The 21,802-nt window shown below is 64.9% G+C and carries 19 protein-coding genes; 13 read left to right on the top strand and 6 right to left on the bottom strand.

Features of this window, described 5'->3' with window-relative positions:
• Positions 1 to 83 precede the first annotated feature (83 nt).
• The 6 genes from hutC to hutG all read left to right on the top strand — a co-directional run bounded on the left by hutC (position 84) and on the right by hutG (position 7,074).
• Entirely contained in the window at positions 84 to 797 is a 714-nt protein-coding gene (gene hutC / locus E1N52_RS21565; protein ID WP_133184756.1) for a histidine utilization transcriptional repressor HutC, read from the top strand.
• Positions 798 to 1,193: 396 nt separating this feature from the next.
• Positions 1,194 to 2,882 carry a urocanate hydratase gene (hutU, locus tag E1N52_RS21560; RefSeq protein WP_133184755.1) on the top strand — a complete coding sequence of 563 codons (1,689 nt, stop codon included), beginning with the start codon at positions 1,194 to 1,196 and terminating at the stop codon, positions 2,880 to 2,882.
• The gene (locus E1N52_RS21555; protein ID WP_133184754.1) at positions 2,879 to 3,568 is read left to right on the top strand and encodes a HutD/Ves family protein; all 690 of its coding nucleotides are present in this window, start codon (positions 2,879 to 2,881) and stop codon (positions 3,566 to 3,568) included. The genes hutU and E1N52_RS21555 overlap by 4 nt, the downstream gene beginning before the upstream one ends.
• A complete protein-coding gene (gene hutI / locus E1N52_RS21550) occupies positions 3,568 to 4,800 on the top strand; it encodes an imidazolonepropionase (protein WP_133184753.1) in 1,233 nt (410 codons plus the stop codon). The genes E1N52_RS21555 and hutI overlap by 1 nt, the downstream gene beginning before the upstream one ends.
• Positions 4,801 to 4,815: 15 nt before the next feature.
• Positions 4,816 to 6,234, top strand: coding sequence for a formimidoylglutamate deiminase (locus E1N52_RS21545; RefSeq protein WP_133184752.1), 1,419 nt, complete (start codon positions 4,816 to 4,818; stop codon positions 6,232 to 6,234).
• A gap of 30 nt (positions 6,235 to 6,264) precedes the next feature.
• Positions 6,265 to 7,074, top strand: a complete 810-nt coding sequence (gene hutG, locus E1N52_RS21540) for an N-formylglutamate deformylase (RefSeq protein ID WP_133184751.1) — start codon at positions 6,265 to 6,267, stop codon at positions 7,072 to 7,074.
• A gap of 81 nt (positions 7,075 to 7,155) precedes the next feature.
• On the opposite strand, the gene E1N52_RS21535 is transcribed toward hutG, so the two are convergent.
• The 5 genes from E1N52_RS21535 to E1N52_RS21515 all read right to left on the bottom strand — a co-directional run bounded on the left by E1N52_RS21535 (position 7,156) and on the right by E1N52_RS21515 (position 13,067).
• A complete protein-coding gene (locus tag E1N52_RS21535; RefSeq protein WP_246089160.1) occupies positions 7,156 to 8,196 on the bottom strand; it encodes a porin in 1,041 nt (346 codons plus the stop codon).
• Between the two features lie 127 nt (positions 8,197 to 8,323).
• Positions 8,324 to 9,751 carry a purine-cytosine permease family protein gene (locus tag E1N52_RS21530; RefSeq protein ID WP_205965649.1) on the bottom strand — a complete coding sequence of 476 codons (1,428 nt, stop codon included), beginning with the start codon at positions 9,749 to 9,751 and terminating at the stop codon, positions 8,324 to 8,326.
• Positions 9,752 to 9,878: 127 nt separating this feature from the next.
• On the bottom strand, positions 9,879 to 11,483 hold the full coding sequence (locus E1N52_RS21525) for a phospholipase D family protein (RefSeq protein ID WP_133184749.1): 1,605 nt from the start codon (positions 11,481 to 11,483) through the stop codon (positions 9,879 to 9,881).
• A gap of 151 nt (positions 11,484 to 11,634) precedes the next feature.
• On the bottom strand, positions 11,635 to 11,949 hold the full coding sequence (locus E1N52_RS21520) for a hypothetical protein (RefSeq protein WP_133184748.1): 315 nt from the start codon (positions 11,947 to 11,949) through the stop codon (positions 11,635 to 11,637).
• 254 nt (positions 11,950 to 12,203) lie between these two features.
• On the bottom strand, positions 12,204 to 13,067 hold the full coding sequence (locus E1N52_RS21515; RefSeq protein WP_133184747.1) for a LysR family transcriptional regulator: 864 nt from the start codon (positions 13,065 to 13,067) through the stop codon (positions 12,204 to 12,206).
• Between the two features lie 153 nt (positions 13,068 to 13,220).
• Here E1N52_RS21515 and E1N52_RS21510 point away from each other — a divergent pair, with 153 nt between their 5' ends.
• The 3 genes from E1N52_RS21510 to E1N52_RS21500 all read left to right on the top strand — a co-directional run bounded on the left by E1N52_RS21510 (position 13,221) and on the right by E1N52_RS21500 (position 16,745).
• A complete protein-coding gene (locus tag E1N52_RS21510; protein ID WP_133184746.1) occupies positions 13,221 to 14,858 on the top strand; it encodes a gamma-glutamyltransferase family protein in 1,638 nt (545 codons plus the stop codon).
• A gap of 99 nt (positions 14,859 to 14,957) precedes the next feature.
• Positions 14,958 to 16,286, top strand: coding sequence for an MFS transporter (locus E1N52_RS21505; protein ID WP_133184745.1), 1,329 nt, complete (start codon positions 14,958 to 14,960; stop codon positions 16,284 to 16,286).
• A 210-nt stretch (positions 16,287 to 16,496) separates the two neighbouring features.
• Positions 16,497 to 16,745 (top strand): hypothetical protein, encoded by a 249-nt coding sequence (locus E1N52_RS21500; RefSeq protein ID WP_133184744.1) that lies wholly within the window; start codon positions 16,497 to 16,499, stop codon positions 16,743 to 16,745.
• Between the two features lie 45 nt (positions 16,746 to 16,790).
• Here E1N52_RS21500 and E1N52_RS21495 read toward each other — a convergent pair whose 3' ends face one another.
• A complete protein-coding gene (locus E1N52_RS21495; RefSeq protein WP_133184743.1) occupies positions 16,791 to 17,750 on the bottom strand; it encodes a D-2-hydroxyacid dehydrogenase in 960 nt (319 codons plus the stop codon).
• A 348-nt stretch (positions 17,751 to 18,098) separates the two neighbouring features.
• Between E1N52_RS21495 and E1N52_RS21490 the strand changes: the two genes are divergently transcribed.
• From E1N52_RS21490 to E1N52_RS21475, 4 genes are all read left to right on the top strand, one after another.
• Positions 18,099 to 19,289: a CaiB/BaiF CoA transferase family protein gene (locus E1N52_RS21490; protein WP_133184742.1), complete on the top strand. Its 1,191-nt coding sequence runs from the start codon at positions 18,099 to 18,101 to the stop codon at positions 19,287 to 19,289.
• A gap of 15 nt (positions 19,290 to 19,304) precedes the next feature.
• Positions 19,305 to 20,282: a hydroxymethylglutaryl-CoA lyase gene (locus E1N52_RS21485; RefSeq protein WP_133184741.1), complete on the top strand. Its 978-nt coding sequence runs from the start codon at positions 19,305 to 19,307 to the stop codon at positions 20,280 to 20,282.
• A gap of 14 nt (positions 20,283 to 20,296) precedes the next feature.
• Positions 20,297 to 20,689, top strand: a complete 393-nt coding sequence (locus tag E1N52_RS21480) for a VOC family protein (RefSeq protein ID WP_133184740.1) — start codon at positions 20,297 to 20,299, stop codon at positions 20,687 to 20,689.
• 184 nt (positions 20,690 to 20,873) lie between these two features.
• Positions 20,874 to 21,779 carry a LysR family transcriptional regulator gene (locus E1N52_RS21475; RefSeq protein WP_133184739.1) on the top strand — a complete coding sequence of 302 codons (906 nt, stop codon included), beginning with the start codon at positions 20,874 to 20,876 and terminating at the stop codon, positions 21,777 to 21,779.
• The last annotated feature ends 23 nt before the right edge of the window (positions 21,780 to 21,802 follow it).

The raw sequence follows: 21,802 nt of genomic DNA, 5'->3' as shown, positions 1-21,802 counted from the left end.
TGTGGCCGCCTGAAGCTGCAAGCCCGCGCCGCGCCCGGCGGCCATCGCTGCGGCGACCTCCCGTTCATTCGAAGATCGAGACCATGCAAAAGAAGACGGTCCGCAGTGCCCCGTTGCCCGCCTATGAACAGATCAAGCGCCATGTGCTCGCGCAGATCGAAAGTGGCGCCCTGCGGCCCGGCGACGTGGTGCCTTCCGAAACGGAGCTGGTGAAAGAATTCGGCGTGGCGCGCATGACGGTGTCGCGCGCGCTGCGCGAACTGATGGCCGAAGGCGTACTGAACCGCGTGCGCGGCTCGGGCACTTACGTGGCGCCGCGCCAGTACGAATCGACGGTGCTGCAGATCCGCAATATCGCCGACGAAATCGCCGCGCGCGGCCATCGGCATGCGGCGCGCGTGCTGGGGCTGGAGGCGAGCGACGATCCGAATGCGATCGCCGCGCTCGAACTCGACGCCGGGCCGGTGTTCCACTCGCGCATCGTGCACAGCGAGGAGGGCGAGCCGATCCAGTACGAGGACCGCTACGTGAACCCCGAGGTGTTCCCCGAGTACCTCGCCCAGGACTTCACCGTCGAAACGCCGAATCACTACATGGTGCGCCTCGCGCCGATCCAGCGCGCCGAGTTCCGCATCTATGCGCAGAAGCCCGACGCGCGCGTGCGGCAGTATCTGGAGATGGAAATCGGCGAGCCATGCCTGCTGTTGCTGCGGCGCACGTGGGTGGGGCGTCATGTGGCGACTTCCGTGCGCCTGTGGCATCCGGCTTCGCGCTTTCATCTGGCGGGCACCGTTTGAACTTGGGCGGCGAGGCCGCTCACTTCCTGCAGTCTTGCTGAACTGCAGTCCACCGGACGCTCAAGCGCTCCGTCCCTCCTGATCCCTACCTGCTCAAGCCCGCCACTTTCGTTTGCGCGGGCGGTCTGGCCGCGTCTACAGACCATGCACCGTGTCGGGCTGTTTGCAGACATCTTGTCTAGACAAAGCTTTCACGGCTCGCCTGCCAGTTTCTCGCTCCCACGAGCCAATTCCCGCGATTTTCTCCAGGGTAACTACTAACCCGTGTTTGATCGAAACGAGTTGTATATACAACTTGGCGGCGTTAGACTTAGCCCACGTTGCAGCGCTCATTGCATCTCCGCGGGCGCAGCCCTTCAGCTTGCTACCCAGACTCGACGGATTCGAATAAACGCCATGAACCACCCGAACTTCACCGATCCCCGCCTCGACCCGACCCGCACGATCCGCGCGCCGCGCGGCAGCGAGAAGGTCTGCAAGACCTGGCTGGCGGAAGCCGCCTACCGGATGCTCCAGAATAATCTGGACCCCGAAGTCGCCGAGCATCCGCATGCGCTCGTGGTGTATGGCGGCATTGGCCGCGCCGCGCGCAACTGGGAGTGCTTCGACCAGATCCTCGCGTCGCTCAAGGACCTGAACGAGGACGAAACGCTGCTGATCCAGTCCGGCAAGCCGGTCGGCGTGTTCCGCACGCATGCCGACGCCCCGCGCGTGCTGCTCGCGAACTCGAACCTCGTGCCGCACTGGGCCACGTGGGAACACTTCCACGAACTGGACCGCAAGGGCCTCATGATGTACGGCCAGATGACGGCGGGCAGCTGGATCTACATCGGCTCGCAGGGCATCGTGCAGGGCACCTACGAGACGTTCTATTCGGTCGCGAACCAGCACTTCAACGGCGACCCGAAGGGCCGCTGGATCCTCACGGGCGGCCTGGGCGGCATGGGCGGTGCGCAGCCGCTCGCGGCGACGATGGCGGGCTTCTCGATGATCGCCGTGGAATGCGACGAGACGCGCATCGACTTCCGCCTGAAGACGCGCTACGTGGACCGCAAGGCGAAGACCATCGACGAGGCGCTGGCCATCATCGAGGAAGCGAAGAAGACGGGCAAGCCGGTTTCGGTGGGCCTGCTCGGCAATGCCGCCGACGTGTTCGCCGAGTTCGTGAAGCGCGGCATCACGCCTGACTGCGTGACCGACCAGACGAGCGCTCACGACCCGATCAACGGCTACCTGCCGCAGGATTGGACGGTCGAGCAGTGGCGCGAAGCGCAGAAGGTCGCGCCCGAATCCATCGTGAAGGTGGCGAAGGAGTCGATGGCGCACCAGGTGCGCGCGATGCTCACGCTGCAGGAGCGCGGGGCGGCCACGCTCGACTACGGCAACAACATCCGCCAGATGGCGCTCGAGATGGGCGTGGAAAACGCGTTCGATTTCCCGGGCTTCGTGCCGGCGTATATCCGTCCGCTGTTCTGCGAGGGCAAGGGGCCGTTCCGCTGGGTGGCGCTCTCGGGCGATCCGGAGGACATCTACAAGACGGATGCCAAGGTCAAGGAGCTGATCCCCGACGATCCGCACCTGCACAACTGGCTCGACATGGCGCGCGAGCGCATCGCGTTCCAGGGCTTGCCCGCGCGTATCTGCTGGGTGGGCGTGAAGGATCGCTACCGTCTGGGCCAGGCGTTCAACGAAATGGTCAAGAACGGCGAGCTGAAGGCGCCGATCGTGATCGGCCGCGACCACCTCGACACCGGCTCGGTGGCGAGCCCGAACCGCGAAACGGAATCGATGAAGGACGGCTCGGACGCGGTGAGCGACTGGCCGCTGCTCAATGCACTGCTGAACACGGCGGGCGGCGCGTCGTGGGTCTCGCTGCACCATGGCGGTGGCGTGGGCATGGGCTTCTCGCAGCACTCGGGCGTGGTGATCGTGGCGGACGGCACGCAGGCGGCGCACGAGCGTCTGGGCCGCGTGCTGCTCAACGACCCGGCCACGGGCGTGATGCGCCATGCCGATGCCGGCTACGAACTCGCGCAGCAAACCGCGCGCGAGGCGGGTCTCAAGCTGCCGATGCTCGGCCGATGAGCGGCGTGAAAGCGGTAGGCGGCGCGGTGCAGGCCGCCAGGCTCACACTGCTGCGTGGCGCGGCGCTCGTGGCGTCGCCGTGGAAGAACGGCGGCGGCGTCACGCGCGAAATCGCGGTGGCGCACGTGACATCGCATGCCGGTGCGTCACTCGACGCGTTCGCGTGGCGCGTGAGCGTGGCCGATGTCGCGCAGGCGGGGCCGTTCTCGCGTTTCGAGGGCGTCGATCGCACGCTGGTGCTGCTCGAAGGCGCGGGCATGCTGCTCAACGAAGCGGGCCGCACGCATGTGCTTACGCAGCCTCTCGACGTCGCGCATTTCGCGGGGGAAGCCGCGATCGACGCGCGCCTCGTGAACGGCGCCACGCGCGACTTCAACCTGATGGTGCGCCGCGATGCAGCGCGCGGCACGCTCGACGTGTGGCGCGCAAACGAGCGGCGCAGCATGCATGCGCAAACGGTATTGCTCTACTGTGCGCAAGGCGCGCAGGACGTGCGCGTGGATAACGAACGCCACGTGCGCCTCGAAGCGGGCGACACGCTGCGCATCGATACGCTCGATGCGCAACGCCCCTTGCACATCGACACGCGCGGCGCGGGCGCCTTGCTCGCCGTGGCGCTCGACGTGCTGGAGGCGCCACGGCAAGACACTACGGAAACGGCATCGCACGATGCTTTGCATACCTGATGAAACGCACACTCTGGCAAAACCTCAACCTGTGCCCGCATGGCGATCCGGGCCAAGTCGTCGAGAACGCGGCGATTGCCGTGGAAGACGGCAAGATCGTGTGGCTTGGCGCCGCTGCCGAATTGCCCGCGCATTTCACCGAGTGGGCGAGTGAGGACCTGGGCGGCGCCTGGGTCACGCCCGGTCTTGTGGATTGCCACACGCATCTCGTCTACGGCGGTCAGCGCGCCGATGAATTCGCGCAGCGTCTTGCGGGCGTGAGCTACGAAGAGATCGCGCGGCAGGGCGGAGGCATCGTCTCGACGGTGCGCGCCACGCGCGCCGCCGACGAAGCTGCGCTGTTCGCGCAGTCGGCAACTCGCCTCGAAGCGTTGCTCGCCGAGGGCGTAACGGCAGTCGAAATCAAATCGGGCTATGGCCTCGATCTGGCGAGCGAGCGCAAGATGCTGCGCGTTGCGCGTCAGCTTGGCGAGCGTTATCCGGTCACGGTGCGGACGACGTTTCTCGGCGCTCATGCGTTGCCGCCCGAGTTCGCGGGCCGCGCCGACGACTATATCGACGAAGTGTGCGAGCGCATGCTTCCCGCGCTCGCCGATGAGGGTTTGGTGGACGCCGTCGATGTGTTCTGCGAACGAATCGGCTTTTCGCTTGCACAGAGCGAGCGCGTGTTCGAAGCGGCCGCGCGGCGCAACCTCGCAGTCAAGATGCACGCCGAGCAGCTTTCCAATAGCGGCGGCGCGGCGCTCGCGGCGCGCTACGGCGCGTTGTCCGCCGACCATCTGGAGTTTCTCGACGAAGCGGGCGTCGCCGCCATGAAAGAGGCGGGCACCGTGGCGGTACTGCTGCCGGGCGCGTACTACTTCATCCGCGAAACGCAGCTTCCGCCGCTCGACTTGCTGCGGCGCTACGAGGTGCCGATCGCCATTTCCACCGACAGCAATCCGGGCACGTCGCCGGCCACCTCGCTGCTGCTCATGATGAACATGGCGACCACGCTGTTCCGCATGACCGTGCCCGAAGTGTTGCAGGGCGTGACGCGGCATGCCGCACAGGCTTTCGGCGACGCAGAGCGTCACGGCACGCTCGCCGCAGGTCGTCCCGCTGACTTTGCCGTGTGGACGGTGCAGTCGCTCGCGGAACTGGCTTACTGGATCGGCCGTCCGCTCTGTGCACGCGTGGTGCGCGGCGGCGAGACCGTTTTTGAGCGTCGCGCATTTGAGCGTCGCGTTTGAGCGCTATTTTCACGCATGAATCACACCATCGAAACGAACCCGACTTCGCGCGCGCTCTTCGCCGAGTACGCTTATTTGCCCGACGGCTGGCGCCGCAATGTGCTGCTCGAATGGGACGCGGCGGGAACGCTGCGCAACGTGACGCCCGATCTGGCGCAAGCGCCTCAGGGCGTCGCGCGTGCGCCGGGTCCGATCACGCCTGGCATGCCTAATCTTCATTCGCACGCGTTTCAGCGCGCCATGGCAGGCCTCACCGAATATCGCGCGAACCCCACCGACAGCTTCTGGAGCTGGCGCGACCTCATGTACCGCTTCGCCGCACGCATCACGCCCGACGATCTCGGGGCGATTGCGCGCTGGCTCTATGTCGAGATGTTGAAGGCGGGCTACACCTCCGTCTGCGAATTCCACTACGTGCATCACGGCAAGGATGGCCAGCGGTATGCGAGCCCCGCCGAACTGGCGCAACGCGTGGTGGACGCAGCGAGTGTCACCGGCATCGGCATGACGATGCTGCCCGTGCTCTATCAATACAGCGGGTTCGGCGCGCAAGCGCCGCGCGACGATCAGCGGCGCTTCATCAACACACCGGACCAGTTGCTCGGCATCGTCGAGGCGCTGCGTGCGTGGCGGCCTGAGGACGGCGCGTTGCGTTACGGCGTCGCGCCCCATTCGCTGCGCGCGGTATCGCATGACTCGTTGCGCGCGCTGCTGGAAGGCCTGGATCGAGCGCTTCCCGGTGCACCGGTGCATATCCACATCGCCGAACAGACGGCCGAAGTCGAGGCTTGCATGACGACCGAAGGCGCGCGGCCGGTGCAATGGCTGCTCGACCGGTTCGACGTGAACGCGCGCTGGTGCCTCGTCCATGCGACGCATATCGATGCGCGGGAGACCGCTGCGCTCGCCCAGAGCGGTGCGATTGCGGGCCTGTGCCTCACGACCGAAGCGAATCTTGGCGACGGCATTTTCCCCGCGCGCGACTATCTCGATGCGGGTGGCGCGTTCGGCGTGGGCTCGGACAGCCATATCGGCGTGGACTGGCGCGCGGAGCTACGCTTGCTCGAATACGGTCAGCGGCTCGCACGGCGCGAGCGCAACGTATTGGCCGCGACACATCAGGCACAGGTTGCGGACCGGCTATTCGACGCAGCCCTCGCCGGCGGCGCCAGCGCTACGGGACGCAAGGTCGGCGCATTGAAGGAAGGCGCGCGCGCCGACTGGATCGTGCTCGACGCCGAGCATCCGAACCTTGCCGAACAAAATCCGCTTACCTGGCTCTCGTCGGTCGTCTTCTGCGAGCATGGTGAAACGCCGGTGCTCGACGTCTATACCGGCGGCGTCAAAGTCGTGGAAGCGCGCCGCCATCGCGACGAAGCGCGCCTTTACGCCGACTATCGCGCGGCGCTCGCCAGGCTGCTGGCTGACGATTGAACGCACGCGCCATTCACGAGACAACTTTCGATGACCGATATCTTTTCGCTGGAACGCGGCACTGCACCGCTCATCATTTCGATCCCTCATCTGGGCACGCACATTCCCGCTGCGATGCACGGTGAGTACACGGACGTGGCGCTGACCGTCGCCGATACGGACTGGCATCTCGATCGCCTTTATGCGTTTGCGAAGGAACTGGGCGCGACCGTGCTCGGCGCGCGCGTTTCGCGCTATGTGATCGACCTGAACCGCCCACCGAACGACGAGAGCCTCTATCCCGGCCAGACCACTACATCGCTGTGTCCGACCGAAACGTTTCGCGGCGAGCCCATCTACCGCGAGGGCTGTGTGCCCGACGCGCCTGAGCGCCAGCGTCGCGTGCGGAATTTCTGGCAGCCGTATCACGACACGCTCGGCGCTGAACTCAAGCGCCTGCGCGCAGCCCACGCAAACGTGCTGCTGTGGGAAGCACATTCGATCGCGAGCGTGCTGCCGCGTCTGTTCGACAACAAGCTGCCCGACCTGAACATCGGCACTCAGGACGGCCGCACGGTGAACCCGGCGGTGCAGGCGCGCGCGGAACGCGCGGCGGCGGCAAGCGGCTATACGTGGATCGCAAACGGACGCTTCAAGGGCGGCTACATCACGCGCCATTACGGCGCGCCGCACGACGGCGTGCATGCGATCCAGCTGGAGATGTGCCAGTCGGCTTACATGAACGAAACGGCGCCGTTCGACTACGTGCCCGCGCTCGCTGAGAAAGTTCAGCCTGTGCTGCGCGAAATGGTGGGTGGCGCGCTTGAGGCCATCAAGGCGATGAACGTCGCTGCGGCCTGAGGCTGATAGTCAAAGCAAAGGCTTCTGCCTGGTTGCAAACACAACGGCTCTGGACCTAAGCATCCAGAGCCGTTTTGGCATTTAGAAGCGTTGAACGATGCCGATCTGCACGCCGCGCGCATCCGCGCCGGGGTAGGCGAGCGGCAGGCCCGGATTTGCCGCGCCGGCGAGCGTGTAACTCGCCTGGTTCCGGTTGCGCAGGAACGAAAGTGCGCCGTAGAAGTTCGTCGTTTTGGAGAGGTCGTATTCGTACATCAGGCCGATCTGGTCGGCATTGTCGCCTTGTGAGGTGCGATCGTGCAGCGTGGCGTAGCCGAGCGAAACCGCGTTGCTCACATTGAACTGATACTTCGCGGAAAGGCCGACCGTATAGGCGTTCAGCGCGAGGTCGGGCCATTTCATGTCCGAATAGCCGCCGAAGATCGTTGCGCTCCCGATCGCGTACGAGGTGCCCGCCATGATCGTCCGGTCGGTGGCGCTCCCTTCGCTGTTCTTGAGCCACTGGCCCGCCACGAACGCGGCAAACGGTCCGTGCGCATAGGTCACGTCGAACTGCTGGCTGGAGCCTGCGGCGCGCAGTCCGCCCGCATCGCCGAAGCCCACGTAGACGCCTGCCTGCAGGCCCGCGAATTCAGGCGTGACATAGGAGACAGTGTTGCTGGTGCGGAAAGTGAACACCGTAAGGTTGTCCATGGCCGAGGCCTGCGTGACACCGCCGAAGGCATCCTGGCCGCCTTGGTCGTTGAAGAGCGGCGAGTTTTGCCGGCCCACACGCACCGTGCCCCAGCCGCCCGAGAGACCGACCCACGCCTGGCGATCGAACAGCGATCCCTTCGTGGCGAGCGTGCCGTCCGTGGGGTTGAAGCCGTTTTCGAGGGCGAACGACAGCGTTTGCCCGCCGCCCAGGTCTTCCTTGCCTTTCAGGCCGAAGCGGCTGCCCCATTGGCCGCTCGATCCGAGCGCGGCCGTGTAGCCGTTGCCCGTGTTGACGTATTGGGCGAATTCGTCGATGAGCCCGTAGAGCGTCACGCCGTCCTGGGCAAGCGCGTCGTGCGCAAAGAGCCCGAGCGCGGTCGCGCAAAGCGTGCTTCTGATTGCGCGAGCGGAGGGGCGAAGAGCCATAGCGGGGTGCTTTTTCATTATCAGTACAACTATTTTTTGGGGGAATGAAACGAACGCGCGGGTGGTGAGACCCGCGCGAATGGGAACTGTGTTGATCAGCGAAGCGGCGCGGCGGCGCGCCGCCGCTTCAATCCTGCTCGACCGGCAGGATCAGCCGTTCGGGAATGACCGGCGGCGTGAGATGCATGGCGACGTAGTAAAGCATGCCCGGCACGATCAGGCCGAGAATCCACGAGATGTCCGTGCCGCCGAGCGCATCGACGAAGGGGCCCGTATAGAAGCTCGTCGAGATGAACGGCATCTGCACCAGCACGCCGAGCACGTAGATGCCGATGGCTTTGGCATTCCAGCGGCCGTAGCGGCCATCGGGGTTCGAGAGCGCCGGCACGTCGTAGCGCGAGCGCGTGAAGCAGTAGAAGTCCACCAGATTGATCGCGCTCCACGGCGTGAAGAACGCGAGCAGAAACAGGATGAACGCCGTGAATTCCTTGAGAAACGAGTGGCGCCCCGCGAGCGCGACGAGCGTCGAGATGCCCACCATGCCGATGATGTAGACGAAGCGATGACGCGTGGAGATCGCACGCTTTGCACGAAACGCGCTGACGATCGTCGCCATCGACATGAAGCTGCCGTACGCGTTGAGCGTCGTGACGGTGAGCTTGCCGAACGCAATGCTGAAGTAGAGCATCGCGGCCACCGCGCCGCTCGCGCCCAGGCTCACGATATATGCCACTTCATGGTGGGCGAACGCGTGGCCCGCGAGTGCAGCGGCAAATACGCCGAACACCATGGCCGCCTGCGCGCCGATCACCGAGCCGAGCCCGACCGCGAGGAACGTACGCGCGGGTGAAGTGGAGCGCGGCAGGTAGCGCGAATAGTCCGCGACATAGGGGCCGAACGCGATTTGCCACGAAGCCGAAAGCGACATGGAAAGCAGAAAGCTCGCGATCGAGAAATGGCGATTGGCCAGCAGCGCGCCGATATCGTGGTGCGTAAAGAGCTGCGCGAACATGAACACGAATGCGAGCACGCCGATCACGCTGGCAATGCGGCCGACGAAGTGAATCGAGCGGTAGCCGAGCAATGTCAGCACGACGATCAGCGCCGCAAACAGGCAGATGCCCGCCGTATCGGAAACGTTGAGCAGTTGTGCGGTGGCCTGGCCGGCGAGCACCGTGCCGCTCGCGGAAAATCCCACATACATGATGCAAACGAGCGCGATGGGAATGGCCGCGCCGTAGACGCCGAATTGCACACGGCTGGAGATCATCTGCGGCAGGCCGAGCTGCGGCCCTTGCGCGCCGTGCAGCGCCATGACCGCGCCGCCGATGAGTTGTCCAGCCAAGAGAGCGATGAGCGACCAGAAAACGTCGCCGCCGAGCACGACGGCCAACGCGCCGGTAATGATCGCCGTGACTTGCAGGTTCGCGGAAAGCCAGAGCGTGAACTGGCTGAACAGGCTGCCGTGGCGCTCAGATTCGGGGATGTAATCGATCGAACGCGTTTCCAGGATCTTGCGGCCATCGGTTTCGAGATTGGCGACGGATTCAGGCATGGCCACGGACAGCTCCGGATGAGGGGGAATGTCCGCATGATGTTGTATAGACAACTTTGGAGGAATAGGGGATAACCCTGTCGGTTCCGGCTCGGACGACAGGGCTAACGGTGCGCCGCTGCGCGCGCTACAGCAGCCACTCGATAGGCAGGATGGAGAAGAACCAGACGCTCAGGCGCTGGTTCCATGTGGTGTTCGGCTCCGTGTCGTAGCGGATGACCGTGTCGTCGGAAAGGCGCGTCCAGTAGAGCTTGCCGTTCTCGTCGAGGTGCGCCTGATACGCGAGCTGCGGCACGCGCGTCCAGAACGCTTTTTCGATCTGGGTGGCGAGCACGGGGCTGTCGATCACGAGGCCGAGTTCGGTGTTGAGGTTGGCCGAGCGCGGATCGAAATTGACTGAGCCGACGAACACGCGCTCCGCATCCACAGCGAAGGTCTTGGCGTGCAGGCTCGACCCCGTGCTGCCGAACGGACCACTGCCTGCGCCTTTGCCCGTAGCCTTGCTCGTGCCCGCCGCACGCTGCAACTCGAACAGCTCCACGCCGCCTTTGAGCAGCGCCACGCGGCGCCGCGCGTAGCCGGAATGGACGGCGGAAACATCGGTGGCTTCGAGCGAGTTCGTCAGCACGCGCACGGTCACGCCCTTGGCGGCGAGCTGGGTGAAGTATTGCGTGCCCACCTCACCCGGCACGAAGTACGGCGAAACCAGATCGAGTTCACGGTGCGGATCGCCGACGATCTCGTGGAGTTGACTGAGGATGAGCGTCTCCTTGGGCGCCGTGCCGAGCGCTTTCGCCGGGTCGTCGCTGACCAGTTGCGTTTTGGCCCACTCGAGCGGCAGCGTGCCGTCCAGCAGTCGGCGCACGTCGGTGGTCTTGCGCAGCGACTCGATGTATTCCTGCGCGGCCGGATCGGTGCGCGCGGCAAGCGCGTCGCGATCGAGTGTGGCGAGTGCATCGGGCGCCGTGTACGGCAGGATTTGCGACGCGGGGAATGACGAAGCGCTGGCCCAGTAGCGGTCGAAATCGTTCGCGACATCGGTGGCGGCGGGGCCGATAGCGAGCACGTCGAGGTCGGCGAAGACGACGCCGTCGGTCGCGCCGAAATACTCGTCGCCGATGTTGCGGCCGCCAAGAATGGTCGCCACACCGTCAGCCGTGAGCGACTTGTTGTGCATGCGCCGGTTCAGCCGCGAGAAGTCGGTGAGAAAGCCGATGGCTTTGGGCTTGCGCGTGACGAACGGATTGAAGAGCCGAACCTCGATGTTGGGATGTCCATTGAGCGCCGCGAGCGTGGAGTCCAGCGAGGACGGAATGCCGTTGTCGTCGAGCAGCAGGCGCACGCGCACGCCGCGATCGGCGGCCTCGCGCAGCTCCTCGAGCAACAGCGTGCCGGTGAGATCGTTGCGCCAGATGTAGTACTGGACGTCGAGCGTGCGCTGGGCGTTGCGCACGAGCGCCACGCGCGAGGCGAAGGCATCGAGCGGGTTCGCGAGCGGGTCGATGCCGGTGAAGTCAGGATGGGTGGCGAGTTCAGCCGCTACGGCTTTGCCAAGTGGAGTCGATCGCGCTTCGGCTGACGTGAGCGCCGTGGTTTGCGTGCGCTCGCCGAGAGGAGGTAACTGCTGACACGCGGCAAGACCGGTGGCAAGCGCGATTGCGCATAGCGGCAACGCCATGGCGCACAGTTTTCGCAACCCGTTTGCAGCCAGCGCGATGAGCGATCTTTGCATGGAGCGTTCGCTTTCCCGTGTCGATCCCGCCTCGAGGCACGAAGCGCGGGGCTTCGCGAGTGAGCGTGCAACGACGTTAGCTTACGCGATTGGCGTGGCGGGCACCACGCCAGGCGTACAGCCCAGGAGCGAACGCGTGGGTGGCGCGCGCTTAGTGCGCGTCGAGCGCGTCGAGCGCGGCTTGCGCGCGGGCACGGGAGTCTTGCGCCGACTGGTTGCGCTCGGCCCGGGCGTCACGTGATTCCTGCTTGAAGGTCTGGCGCGCTTCCGCTGTGCGGGCGCGCTGTTGCCGGTTGGCCTCGCGAACTTCCATGCGCTTCTGAACGATCGGGTCGTTATGCGTCACGGTGGCGGCGGGCTGGCCTTCCTTGCTTGCCGGTGCGGGGGTCTGTGCAAACACCTGGCCCGCAAACAGGGCGCTGGCCACGATGGCGACGATGGCAACGGTGCGAGTTCTGACTTTCATGAATTTCTCTCCGGCAAATAACTTTGTATTGCTAATTAATGCTCAGGCTCCGGTAAGAGCGAGAGCGCGGCCTGTCGAGCGGTGCGAGGCGGGTAGCCCCGGCGGCTCTTGTTTTTCAGTGCTTTCATTTTACTTTCGAGTTGAGGCAGGTCAACCCAAGAGCGGCTCTAACGACGTGGCCGTGCAACCGCGATGCGCCTATTCATAGGCTATTGAGGAATTTGCATGACAGATGGTCGCAGTCACGCGTTCTGTCACCGACGCAGCATGTCTGCAATCGTTTGTGTGAGCAACGTTTGCTTGTGCGCCTTCCGGTGAATCATCCCGACGGTGCGGATGAATGGCCGCCCGGGGAGCGGGACGAGCCGCAAATTCGGATCGCTCTGCCATTTGCCGCCTTGCAGAACGGGCAACACACTCACGCCCACGTCGTTGCGCACCAGCGAGACAATCGTTTCGATCGAATTCAGCTCCAGATATTCGAGCGGTTCGATGCCTAGCTCGCCCAGTGCGTGGTCGATCACGACGCCCGTCGGCACGCGCCGGTCGAAGCGCAGAAAGCCTCGCTCGCGCAGGATGCGGCGCGCGTCGTCTCCGGGCGTCGCGCGGCTCGTCACGAGCATTAACGGCTCCTCGTAGAGCGGCGTCCACGCGAGCGACTCGTGAAGCGAACCATCTGCACTGCCAACTACGACGGCAAGGTCCACGTCGCCGTCTTCGACCATGCGCGCCAGCTCGTTCGAGCGCGCCGAGGTGAGGCGCACTTCGAGTTCCGGATGGCCAGTTTTCAGATGCGCGACGGCCAGCGAAAGCGCGCCGATCACCGACACCACCGCGCCGATGATGATCGAGCCGCGCATCGTGTCGCCGGCGCTCGCGGGCAACTCGTCGATCAGCGCGAGAATGTGTTCGACCTTCGCGCAGATCTCTCGGCCTTCGCGCGTGAGCGCGACCTGCCGCGCGCGGCGGTCGAAGATCTGCCGCCCGAGTGCTTCTTCGAGCCCGCGCATCTGCAGGCTCACGGCCGCCTGGGTGAGCGCCGTTTTTTCCGCCGCCGTGGCGAACGATCCACTGCGCGCGACGGCTTGCAAGGTGCGCAGCATGCGTAGGGTGAGCATGTAAAGAAAACTTAAGTGTCGACAATAAAATATTAATATTTTTTCGCTTGATCCTTCAAGATAATCGATAGATCGGCATGAGACGTGCGCCCCGCGACTGAGTGCGGCAGTGCGCGCGACGCTGCTTTCGTTCATTACCGGAATCCGAATTCCATGACGCGCTTCAACTGGCAAAACCCCTATCCGACGCCGCGCCTGCCGGTGTTCGCCCGCAATATCGTTTCGACGTCGCATCCGCTTGCCGCGCAGGCCGGGCTGCGCATGCTCTGGAAAGGCGGGAATGCCATCGACGCCGCCATCGCCGCTGCCGCGGCCATCACCGTGGTCGAGCCGGTATCGAACGGTCTTGGCAGCGACTGCTTCGCGCTCGTGTGGGACGGCGCGAAGCTGCACGGCTTGAACGCGTCGGGCAATGCGCCGGCGGCGTGGAACGTCGATTATTTCCGCCGCAAATACGGCGAGGAAAACGGACTCGCGAAGCAGCCCAAGCGCGGCTGGGACACGGTGACCGTGCCTGGCGTGATCGCGGGCTGGGAAGCGCTGCATGCGAAGTTCGGCAAGCTGCCGTTCGCGGACCTGATGGAGCCGGCCATCGAGATCGCGGAGCGCGGCCATGCGGTAGCGACCATCGTCACGCGCAAGTGGCAGGCGGCGATTCCCGAGTTGCACAATCAGCCGGGCTTTGCCGATACGTTCATGCCGCGCGGGCGCGCGCCCGAAGTAAGCGAGCGCGTGTGCTTCCCCGGCCATGCGGCCACGCTGCGGCGTCTCGCGGAACGCGGTCCGCGCGACTACTACGAAGGCGAACTCGCCGAGCGCATCGCCGCGTTTGCGCGTGAAGGCGGCGCGGCGCTCACGCTGGACGACCTGCGCAACTATCGCCCGGAATGGGTCGAGCCGATCGGCAAGAACTATCGCGGCTACACGGTCCACGAAATTCCGCCGAACGGGCAGGGCATCGCCGCGCTGATCGCGCTCGGCATTCTCGAACAGTTCGACATGGGCTCGCTCGCAATCGACAGCCTCGAATCGCAGCATCTGCAGATCGAGGCCATGAAGCTCGCGTTCGCCGACGTCTATCGCTACGTGGCCGATCCGCGTTCGATGGAGGTCACGCCCGAGCAGATGCTCGACGACGCCTACCTGAAAGAGCGCGCGAAGCTGATCGACCCGAAGCGCGCCACGCATTTCGACTTCGGCATGCCGCGCTCGGGCGGCACGATCTATCTCTCCGCCGTGGACGAGCGCGGCATGATGGTGAGCTTCATCCAGTCGAACTACATGGGCTTCGGTTCGGGCGTGGTCGTGTCGGGCACCGGCATCGCGCTGCAGAACCGCGGCTGCGGTTTTTCGATGGACCCGGCATCGCCCAACGTCGTGGCAGGCGGCAAGCGCCCGTTCCACACCATCATTCCGGCGTTCCTCACGCAGCAGGTGGACGGCCGCCAGGAAGCCGTGATGAGCTTCGGCGTGATGGGCGGCGACATGCAGCCGCAAGGGCATTTGCAGTCGGTCGTGCGCATGCTCGACTACGGCCAGCAGCCGCAGGCCGCGTGCGATGCGCCGCGCTGGAAGGTCAACCGCGACTTCACGCTCGATATCGAATCGACCTTCAACCCGCAGACGGCGCGCGCGCTGCAAGGGCTCGGCCACGAGATCAAGGGCATCGACGATCCGTACATGGACTTCGGCTCGGGCCAGTTCATCTGGAAGCTCGATCGCAACGATCCCGAGCGCGGCTATGTGGCCGCGAGCGACACGCGCCGCGACGGGCTCGCAGCGGGCTTCTAGGCGGCAAACCGGCAAGCAGTAGTTGACGCGAGCGGGAATACCCCGCTCGCGGTTCACGACGAACAATGAGTAGACCAAATAAAAACGGAGGAGACTGACATGGAGACCGGTTCATCGGTAACGGGCGCGCCGCTCAGCCGCGGCATGGTGCGCCGTATCGTGTTCTCTTCGTCGATCGGCAATGCGTTGGAGTGGTTCGACTTTCTCGTGTACGGCTACTTCGCGCCGATCATCGCGAAGCAGTTCTTTCCCGTGCACGACGAATGGCTCTCCACGCTGCTTGCAGTCGGCACCTTTGGCATCTCTTTTCTCATGCGTCCGCTCGGCGCGATCGTGCTGGGCGTCTACGGCGACCGCAAGGGGCGCAAGGCCGCGCTCACGCTCGCCATTGCGCTCATGATGGCGGGCACGCTCGCCATGGCGGTCATGCCGCCATATGCGTCGATCGGTATCGCCGCGCCGCTCCTGATCCTGCTCGCGCGTCTCGTGCAGGGTTTTGCGGTGGGCGGCGAATTCGGCAGCGCGACGGCGTTCATGGTCGAACACAGCTCCGCGAAGCGCGGCTACTACGCGAGCTGGCAGTTCGCGAGCCAGGGCGCGGCCGCGATTCTCGCGGCGTCGTTCGGCGGCGTGCTCGCATGGTGGCTGCCGCCCGAGCAACTGCAGGCGTGGGGCTGGCGCGTTCCGTTCTTCTTCGGGCTCGTGCTCGGACCCGTGGGCTGGTACATCCGCTCGCATCTGGACGAGACGCCCGAATTCGTCGCGAACCAGCAAGCGCACGGCGAACAAGATGCGCGCGCAACGAATGAGCCGGGGCTCGGCCGTCAATGGGTGAGCCTGCTGCTCGCGGTAGGCATCGTTGCGCAGTCCACCGTCGGCGTGTACATCCTCCAGCTCTACATGCCGATGTACGCGGTGAAACAGCTCCACATGGCGGCGGCGACCTCGTTCGGCGTGGTCGTGCTCAACGGCGGCCTGCAGTTCGCGCTTTCGCCGGTGATGGGCGCGCTCTCGGACCGTATCGGCCGCATTCGCATCATGCTGACCACGTCGATCCTGCTCGCAGCGCTCACGTATCCCATGTTTGCGCTGTTGCAGCGTCACCCCACGCTCGGCTGGCTGCTCGTGCTCCAGGGCGCCGCGGGCATCTTCAAGGCGGCCTATTCGGGCCCGATGCCAGCGCTGATGTCGGAGATTTTTCCCGTGCGCGTGCGCTCGGCGGGGCTTTCCATCGCGTATAGCCTTGGCGTGACGCTCTTTGGCGGCTTTGCGCCGACGATTGCCGAAGTGCTGATTCACGTGACGGGCGATACGCTCGCACCCGCGTATTACGTCTCGCTTGCCGCCGTGATCTCGGGCGTTTCGCTCGCGATCGTCGGCTGGCGGACAATGCGGCAGGCTTCGATGCGTACCACGCTCGCGAGCTGAAATTCGGAAGTCCGAACTGACCCGATTGTTCTTGCGCCCGCAGAATCGCTCCTTAAAACAGGGCGTGAATGCAGGCGCAGTGTTTTTTCACGCCTTCTTCGCGACTTCGTGTGGACCTCGCTGAAGCGTCACGAAAGTGGTGATATAGTCGCCCCCTCACCGCCGTCCGGCAGGGCGAGCATTACGTTTTGTCAGGTTTCGGGAGAGTATATGGCAGTCGAATATCGTGGCTTTCGAGTCACTGTCGATGCGAAAGCAGACGCGACGGACACGCAATGGCTGTGCCGCGCGGTTATGGAAGGTGTCGACGCACAAGTGGAAACGGCCAAGCTGCCTTCCGTGGAGCTTGCAATTCCCAAGCTGAAGATCGATGTGCTGATGGCGCTCAGCGTGGTCGAACAAACGGCGAAACAGGCCGTCGACGAATGGTGGCACGCCAAGCAGCCGGAAATGGCCTGATGTCTCAGGCGCGGGCAACCCCGCTGCGGTTGCCGCGCCTCGCGCTCAACGCGCACTGACCCGATTGCGCGGCTTGCCTTCGCAAAACGCCGCAATGTTTTCCACGAGTTGATCCGCAAGCGCCTGCATGGCTTCATCGCTCGCCCACGCAACGTGGGGTGTGAGGATGAACGCCGGATGCGAGACGATGGCCTGAAAAGGATGATCGGCTGGCAACGGTTCCTGCGTCACGACATCGAAGCCGGCGCCTAAAATCGCGCCGCTTTGCAGGGCGTCCACCAACGCCGCTTCGTTTACGAGTCCCCCACGTGCCGTGTTGATCAGCAAGGGCCGCCGCTTCATGCGCGCGAATGCCGTGGCGTCGATCAGATCCCGCGTTTCCGCGGTGAGCGGGCAGTGCAGCGTGATGATGTCGCTGTCTTCGAGCAGCGTTTCGAGCGGCACGTAGCCCGCTTTCGCGTCGTTGCGCGTTTTGCGCGCGGCGAACAGCACGCGCAGGCCCAGCGCGCGTCCCATTTGCGCAACGGCTTGTCCCAGTGCGCCGTCCCCGATGACGCCGAGCGTCGAACCCGCGAGATTGCGGATCGGAAAATCAAAGAAGCAGAACTGTCCCGATTCGAGCCAGCGGCCCGCGCGCACGGCGTCGCGATACGCGGCCAGGCTGCGGCGCAGCGAGAATATCAATGCGAACGTATGCTCCGGCACGCTGTTGCCGGCGTAGTCGCGCACGTTGCTCACGACGATGCCGCGCGTCGCGCAGGCGGCCAGATCGACGTTGTCCGTGCCCGTGGCGGCGACGGCGACCATGCGCAGGCGGGGCGCGCCAGCCAGTGCTTCGGCGGTGATGCGCGCCTTGTTCGTAATCACGATGTCGGCGTTGCTGATGCGGGCGGCGACCTCATCGGGCGCGGTGCGCTCGAAGGTTTCCAGTGTGTGGTCGAACGGCAGCGGACGAAGCTGCGTCTGGGGCGCGAGCGTCGCGCGATCGAGAAAAACGACGTGCATGATGTCTGGCCTGAGCGAAAGAGGGGCAGTACGTCCATTGTCGCGCACCAGGTGCCCGCCCGGCTTGCGCGATCCGCCACCTGAGTTTCCGGTGAGGAAATTCGCAGCGACGCCGCGCCACAGGCGTTCGTCCAGCCTTTCCATTTGGTCAAGCCAGATTGAGCAAGCATCGATTATCAAAGGGTGCGGTCCGGTTCATCATGTCTCCCATAGTCAGTCGCAACCAGTCCGAAATAACCCCTTTCATGGGACCAGAGTCAGGAGCTTTGCATGGGATCAGAGTAAGCGCTAAAGCGCTAACTCTGATCGACAGCTTTGCCCCAACTCTGGTCGACAGGAGACACAGCCATGCCACGACCACTCGAAGGAATCCGCGTTCTGGAGCTCGGACAGCTCATCGCGGGTCCGTTTGCTGGCCGCATGCTCGCCGAATTCGGCGCGAGCGTCATTAAGGTGGAGCCGCCCGGCGTGGGCGATCCGTTGCGCAAGTGGCGCCTGCTGCACGACGGCACGTCGGTCTGGTGGGCTGCCCAGTCGCGCAACAAGGAGTCCATCACGCTCGATCTGCGCACGCCCGAAGGGCAGGACGTGATTCGCCGTCTCGTATCGGAAACCGACGTGCTGATCGAAAATTTCCGTCCCGGCACGCTCGAAGGCTGGGGCCTCGGCTGGGACGAACTCAGCGCGATCAATCCCGGTCTCGTCATGTTGCGCGTTTCGGGCTACGGGCAGACGGGCCCGTATCGTGACCGGCCTGGTTTCGGCGTGGTCGCCGAAGCGATGGGTGGCCTGCGTCACCTGAGCGGCGAGCCGGAGCGCACGCCGGTGCGCGTGGGCATCTCGATCGGCGATTCGCTTTCCGCGCTGCATGGCGTGATCGGCATCCTGTTGGCGCTGCGGCACCGCGAGCAGCAGGGCGGACGGGGCCAGGTCGTGGACGTCGCGCTCTACGAGTCGGTCTTCAACATGATGGAAAGCCTGCTGCCCGAGTATTCGGTGTTCGGCGCCGTGCGCCAGCCGGCCGGCAGCAGCCTGCCCGGCATCGCGCCGAGCAACGCCTACCGCTGCAGCGACGGCAAGTACGCGCTGATCGCAGGCAATGGCGACAGCATCTATCGCCGCCTGATGGAGCTGATCGGTCGTCCGGACCTGGGCAACGATCCCGCGCTCGCGCAGAACGACGGACGCGTCGCGCAGGTCGAGCGCATCGACGCCGCGATCGGCGAATGGACCGCGCGGCACACGCTCGATGAGGTGCTCGCGGCGCTCAACGAGGCGCGTATTCCTGCGGGCCGCATCTACGACGTCGCGGACATCGCAGCCGATCCGCATTACCACGCCCGCGAGATGATCGTGGACGACACCTTGCCTGACGGCACAGCGGTGCAGGTGCCGGGCGTGGTGCCCAAGCTGTGCGGCACACCCGGCACGATCGAGCGCAGCGCGCCGAAGCTCGGCGAACATACCGACACAGTGCTGGAATCGATAGGCGTCGACGCCGCAACGCGCGAAGCATGGCGCGCGCGCGGCGTAATCTGAACGGAGAGCGGCAAGATGACGACTGGCAATAAGGACAACTTCAAGGGCAAGGTGCTGTATCTGAACGAAGTCGCGACACGCGACGGCTTCCAGAACGAAGCTGCCTTCATCGACACTGACGACAAGATCGCGCTGATCGACCGCCTGAGCGCATGCGGCTACGCGAAGATCGAGGTGACCTCGTTCACGTCGCCCAAGGCGATTCCCGCACTGCGCGACGCCGAGGCGGTGATGCACGGCATCGAGCGCGTGCCGGGCGTCGTCTATACGGTGCTCGTGCCGAACGTGCGCGGCGCGGAGCGCGCGTTGTCGTGCAACGTGAATGAAGTGAATCTCGTGATGTCGGTGAGCGAGACCCACAATCGCACCAATCTGCGCATGACGCGCGAGCAGTCGTTCGCGCAGTTGCGCGACGTGATCGACGCGGTGCGCGGCACGGGCGTGGCGATCAATGTTTCGCTCTCCACAGCAATGGGCTGCCCGATGGAAGGCGACGTACCCGTGCAGGACGTGCTCGGCTGGATGCAGCGTTTCGCGGAACTGGGCGTGCAGGGCGTTACGCTTTGCGATACCACCGGCATGGCGCATCCCGCGCAGGTGCGGGCGCTGTGCGAAAGCGCTGCGCAGGCGTTCGGCGCACTCGAACTGACGCTGCACTTCCACAACACGCGCGGCATGGCGCTCGCCAACACGCTTGCGGCACTCGATGCGGGCATCGTGCGCTTCGACGCTTCGCTCGGCGGTCTTGGCGGCTGTCCGTACGCGCCGGGCGCGAGCGGCAACGTGTGCACCGAAGAACTCGTGCACATGCTCGAACTCGACGGCTACGACACCGGCGTCAACCTCGCCGCCGTGCTCGACGCCGCCGCGCTGTTGCCCGGCCTGATCGGTCATGACGTGCCCAGCCAGATTCTGAAGGCCGGGCGCCGCCTCGATCTGCATCCCGTGCCGGAGCAGGCGCAAGGCATGCCCGTACAACGCGCGTACTCATGACAAGGAGCGAAAGCATGGCGTTGATCGACCACCTCGACCACCTGGTGCTGACCTGCGTGGACCCTGAGGCCACGAAGCACTTCTATACGGAAGTGTTGCAGATGCAACTGGAGACTTTCGGCGCGGGGCGGCTCGCGTTTCGCTTCGGCAATCAGAAGATCAATCTGCATGTGCGCGGCGCGGAATTCGAGCCCAAGGCGCATGTACCGGTGCCGGGCGCCCTCGATCTGTGCTTCATCGCCGCGGTGCCGCTCGATGCGGTGATCGCGCATCTCGCTGAGAAGAACTGGCCGATCGTCGAAGGTCCGGTCGAGCGCACGGGCGCGACGCAGAAGATTCGCTCCGTTTATGTGCGCGACCCGGATCTGAACCTCATCGAAATTTCCGAGCTGATCCAGGCCGGTTGATCCCTCCCGCCAGTTTTCGCCGTTGAGCCGGGGGGCGCCGGTTACGCGGCAAGCACGCCGGCCCGCGTGGCCGGCACGCGGACGTGCATCGCAGCACGTCCGCATCTCCATCCCCGATCTGCACTTCCTCCCAGGGCCGCGATGCAGGACAATCGTCTCCTGCGCCGGCTTTGTCGCATTCATCATGGTCAATCCACTTCACTTCGATCTGCAGTCGCTGCGGGTCTTTCTGCTCGTCGCGGAACATGGCAGCCTCACCAAGGCCGCCGAGCACGGGCAGCTCACGCTTTCGGCCGTCAGCAAGCGCATCGCCGAACTCGAAAGCGTGACCGACTGCGCCTTGTTTATCCGCCGCGCGCGCGGTGTGGATCTCACGCCCGCCGGAGATGCGCTGCTGGAGCACGCCACGCGCGTGGTCGATCAGGTGAATCGCATGGCCACCGAAATGAGCGATTACGCCGCCGGAGTGCGCGGGCACGTGCGCATGTGGGCGAATACGTCGGCGATCGTGCAGTTTCTGCCCGTCGATCTTGCTTGTTTCCTGAATGAAAATCCGGGCATCAAGGTCAGTCTCGAAGAGCGGTTGAGCCACGAGATCGTCGAGGCGCTCGGCGCAGGCAAGGCCGACCTCGGCGTGTTCGCCGACAACGTGCCCGCGCCCGGCATCGAGCGGCGGCTCTACCGCCGCGACGAACTCGTGCTGCTCGTGCCGCGCAGTCACCGTTTCGCACAACTCGACGTGATCCGCTTCGCGGATACGCTCGACGAAGACTACGTGGGCCTGAGCGATGGCAGCTCGCTGCTCGCGCGCATGACGGACGCGGCATTCGCCATCGAGCGATCGCTGAAGCTGCGCATCCAGGCCTCGAACTTCGACGGCGTGTTTCGCATGATCGAAGCAGGGCTGGGTATCGGCGTGCTGCCGCGCGACGCAGTGAGCGACGAGCGCGGCAAAGCCGGCGTCGTCAAGGTGAAGCTGGCGGATACGTGGGCTACACGCACGCTTTGGGTCGGCATGAAGGCGGATAGCGCGCCAAGCTCGGACATCGTGAGCCTGTTCGACTACATGTCGGCGCGTGCCGAGCAATGAAAACGGGGCGGCCCCGCATGACG

Origin of the sequence: Paraburkholderia guartelaensis, from assembly GCF_004353905.1 — a bacterium.
Taxonomy (GTDB): domain Bacteria; phylum Pseudomonadota; class Gammaproteobacteria; order Burkholderiales; family Burkholderiaceae; genus Paraburkholderia; species Paraburkholderia guartelaensis.
This window is presented reverse-complemented; position numbering and strand designations above follow the sequence as displayed.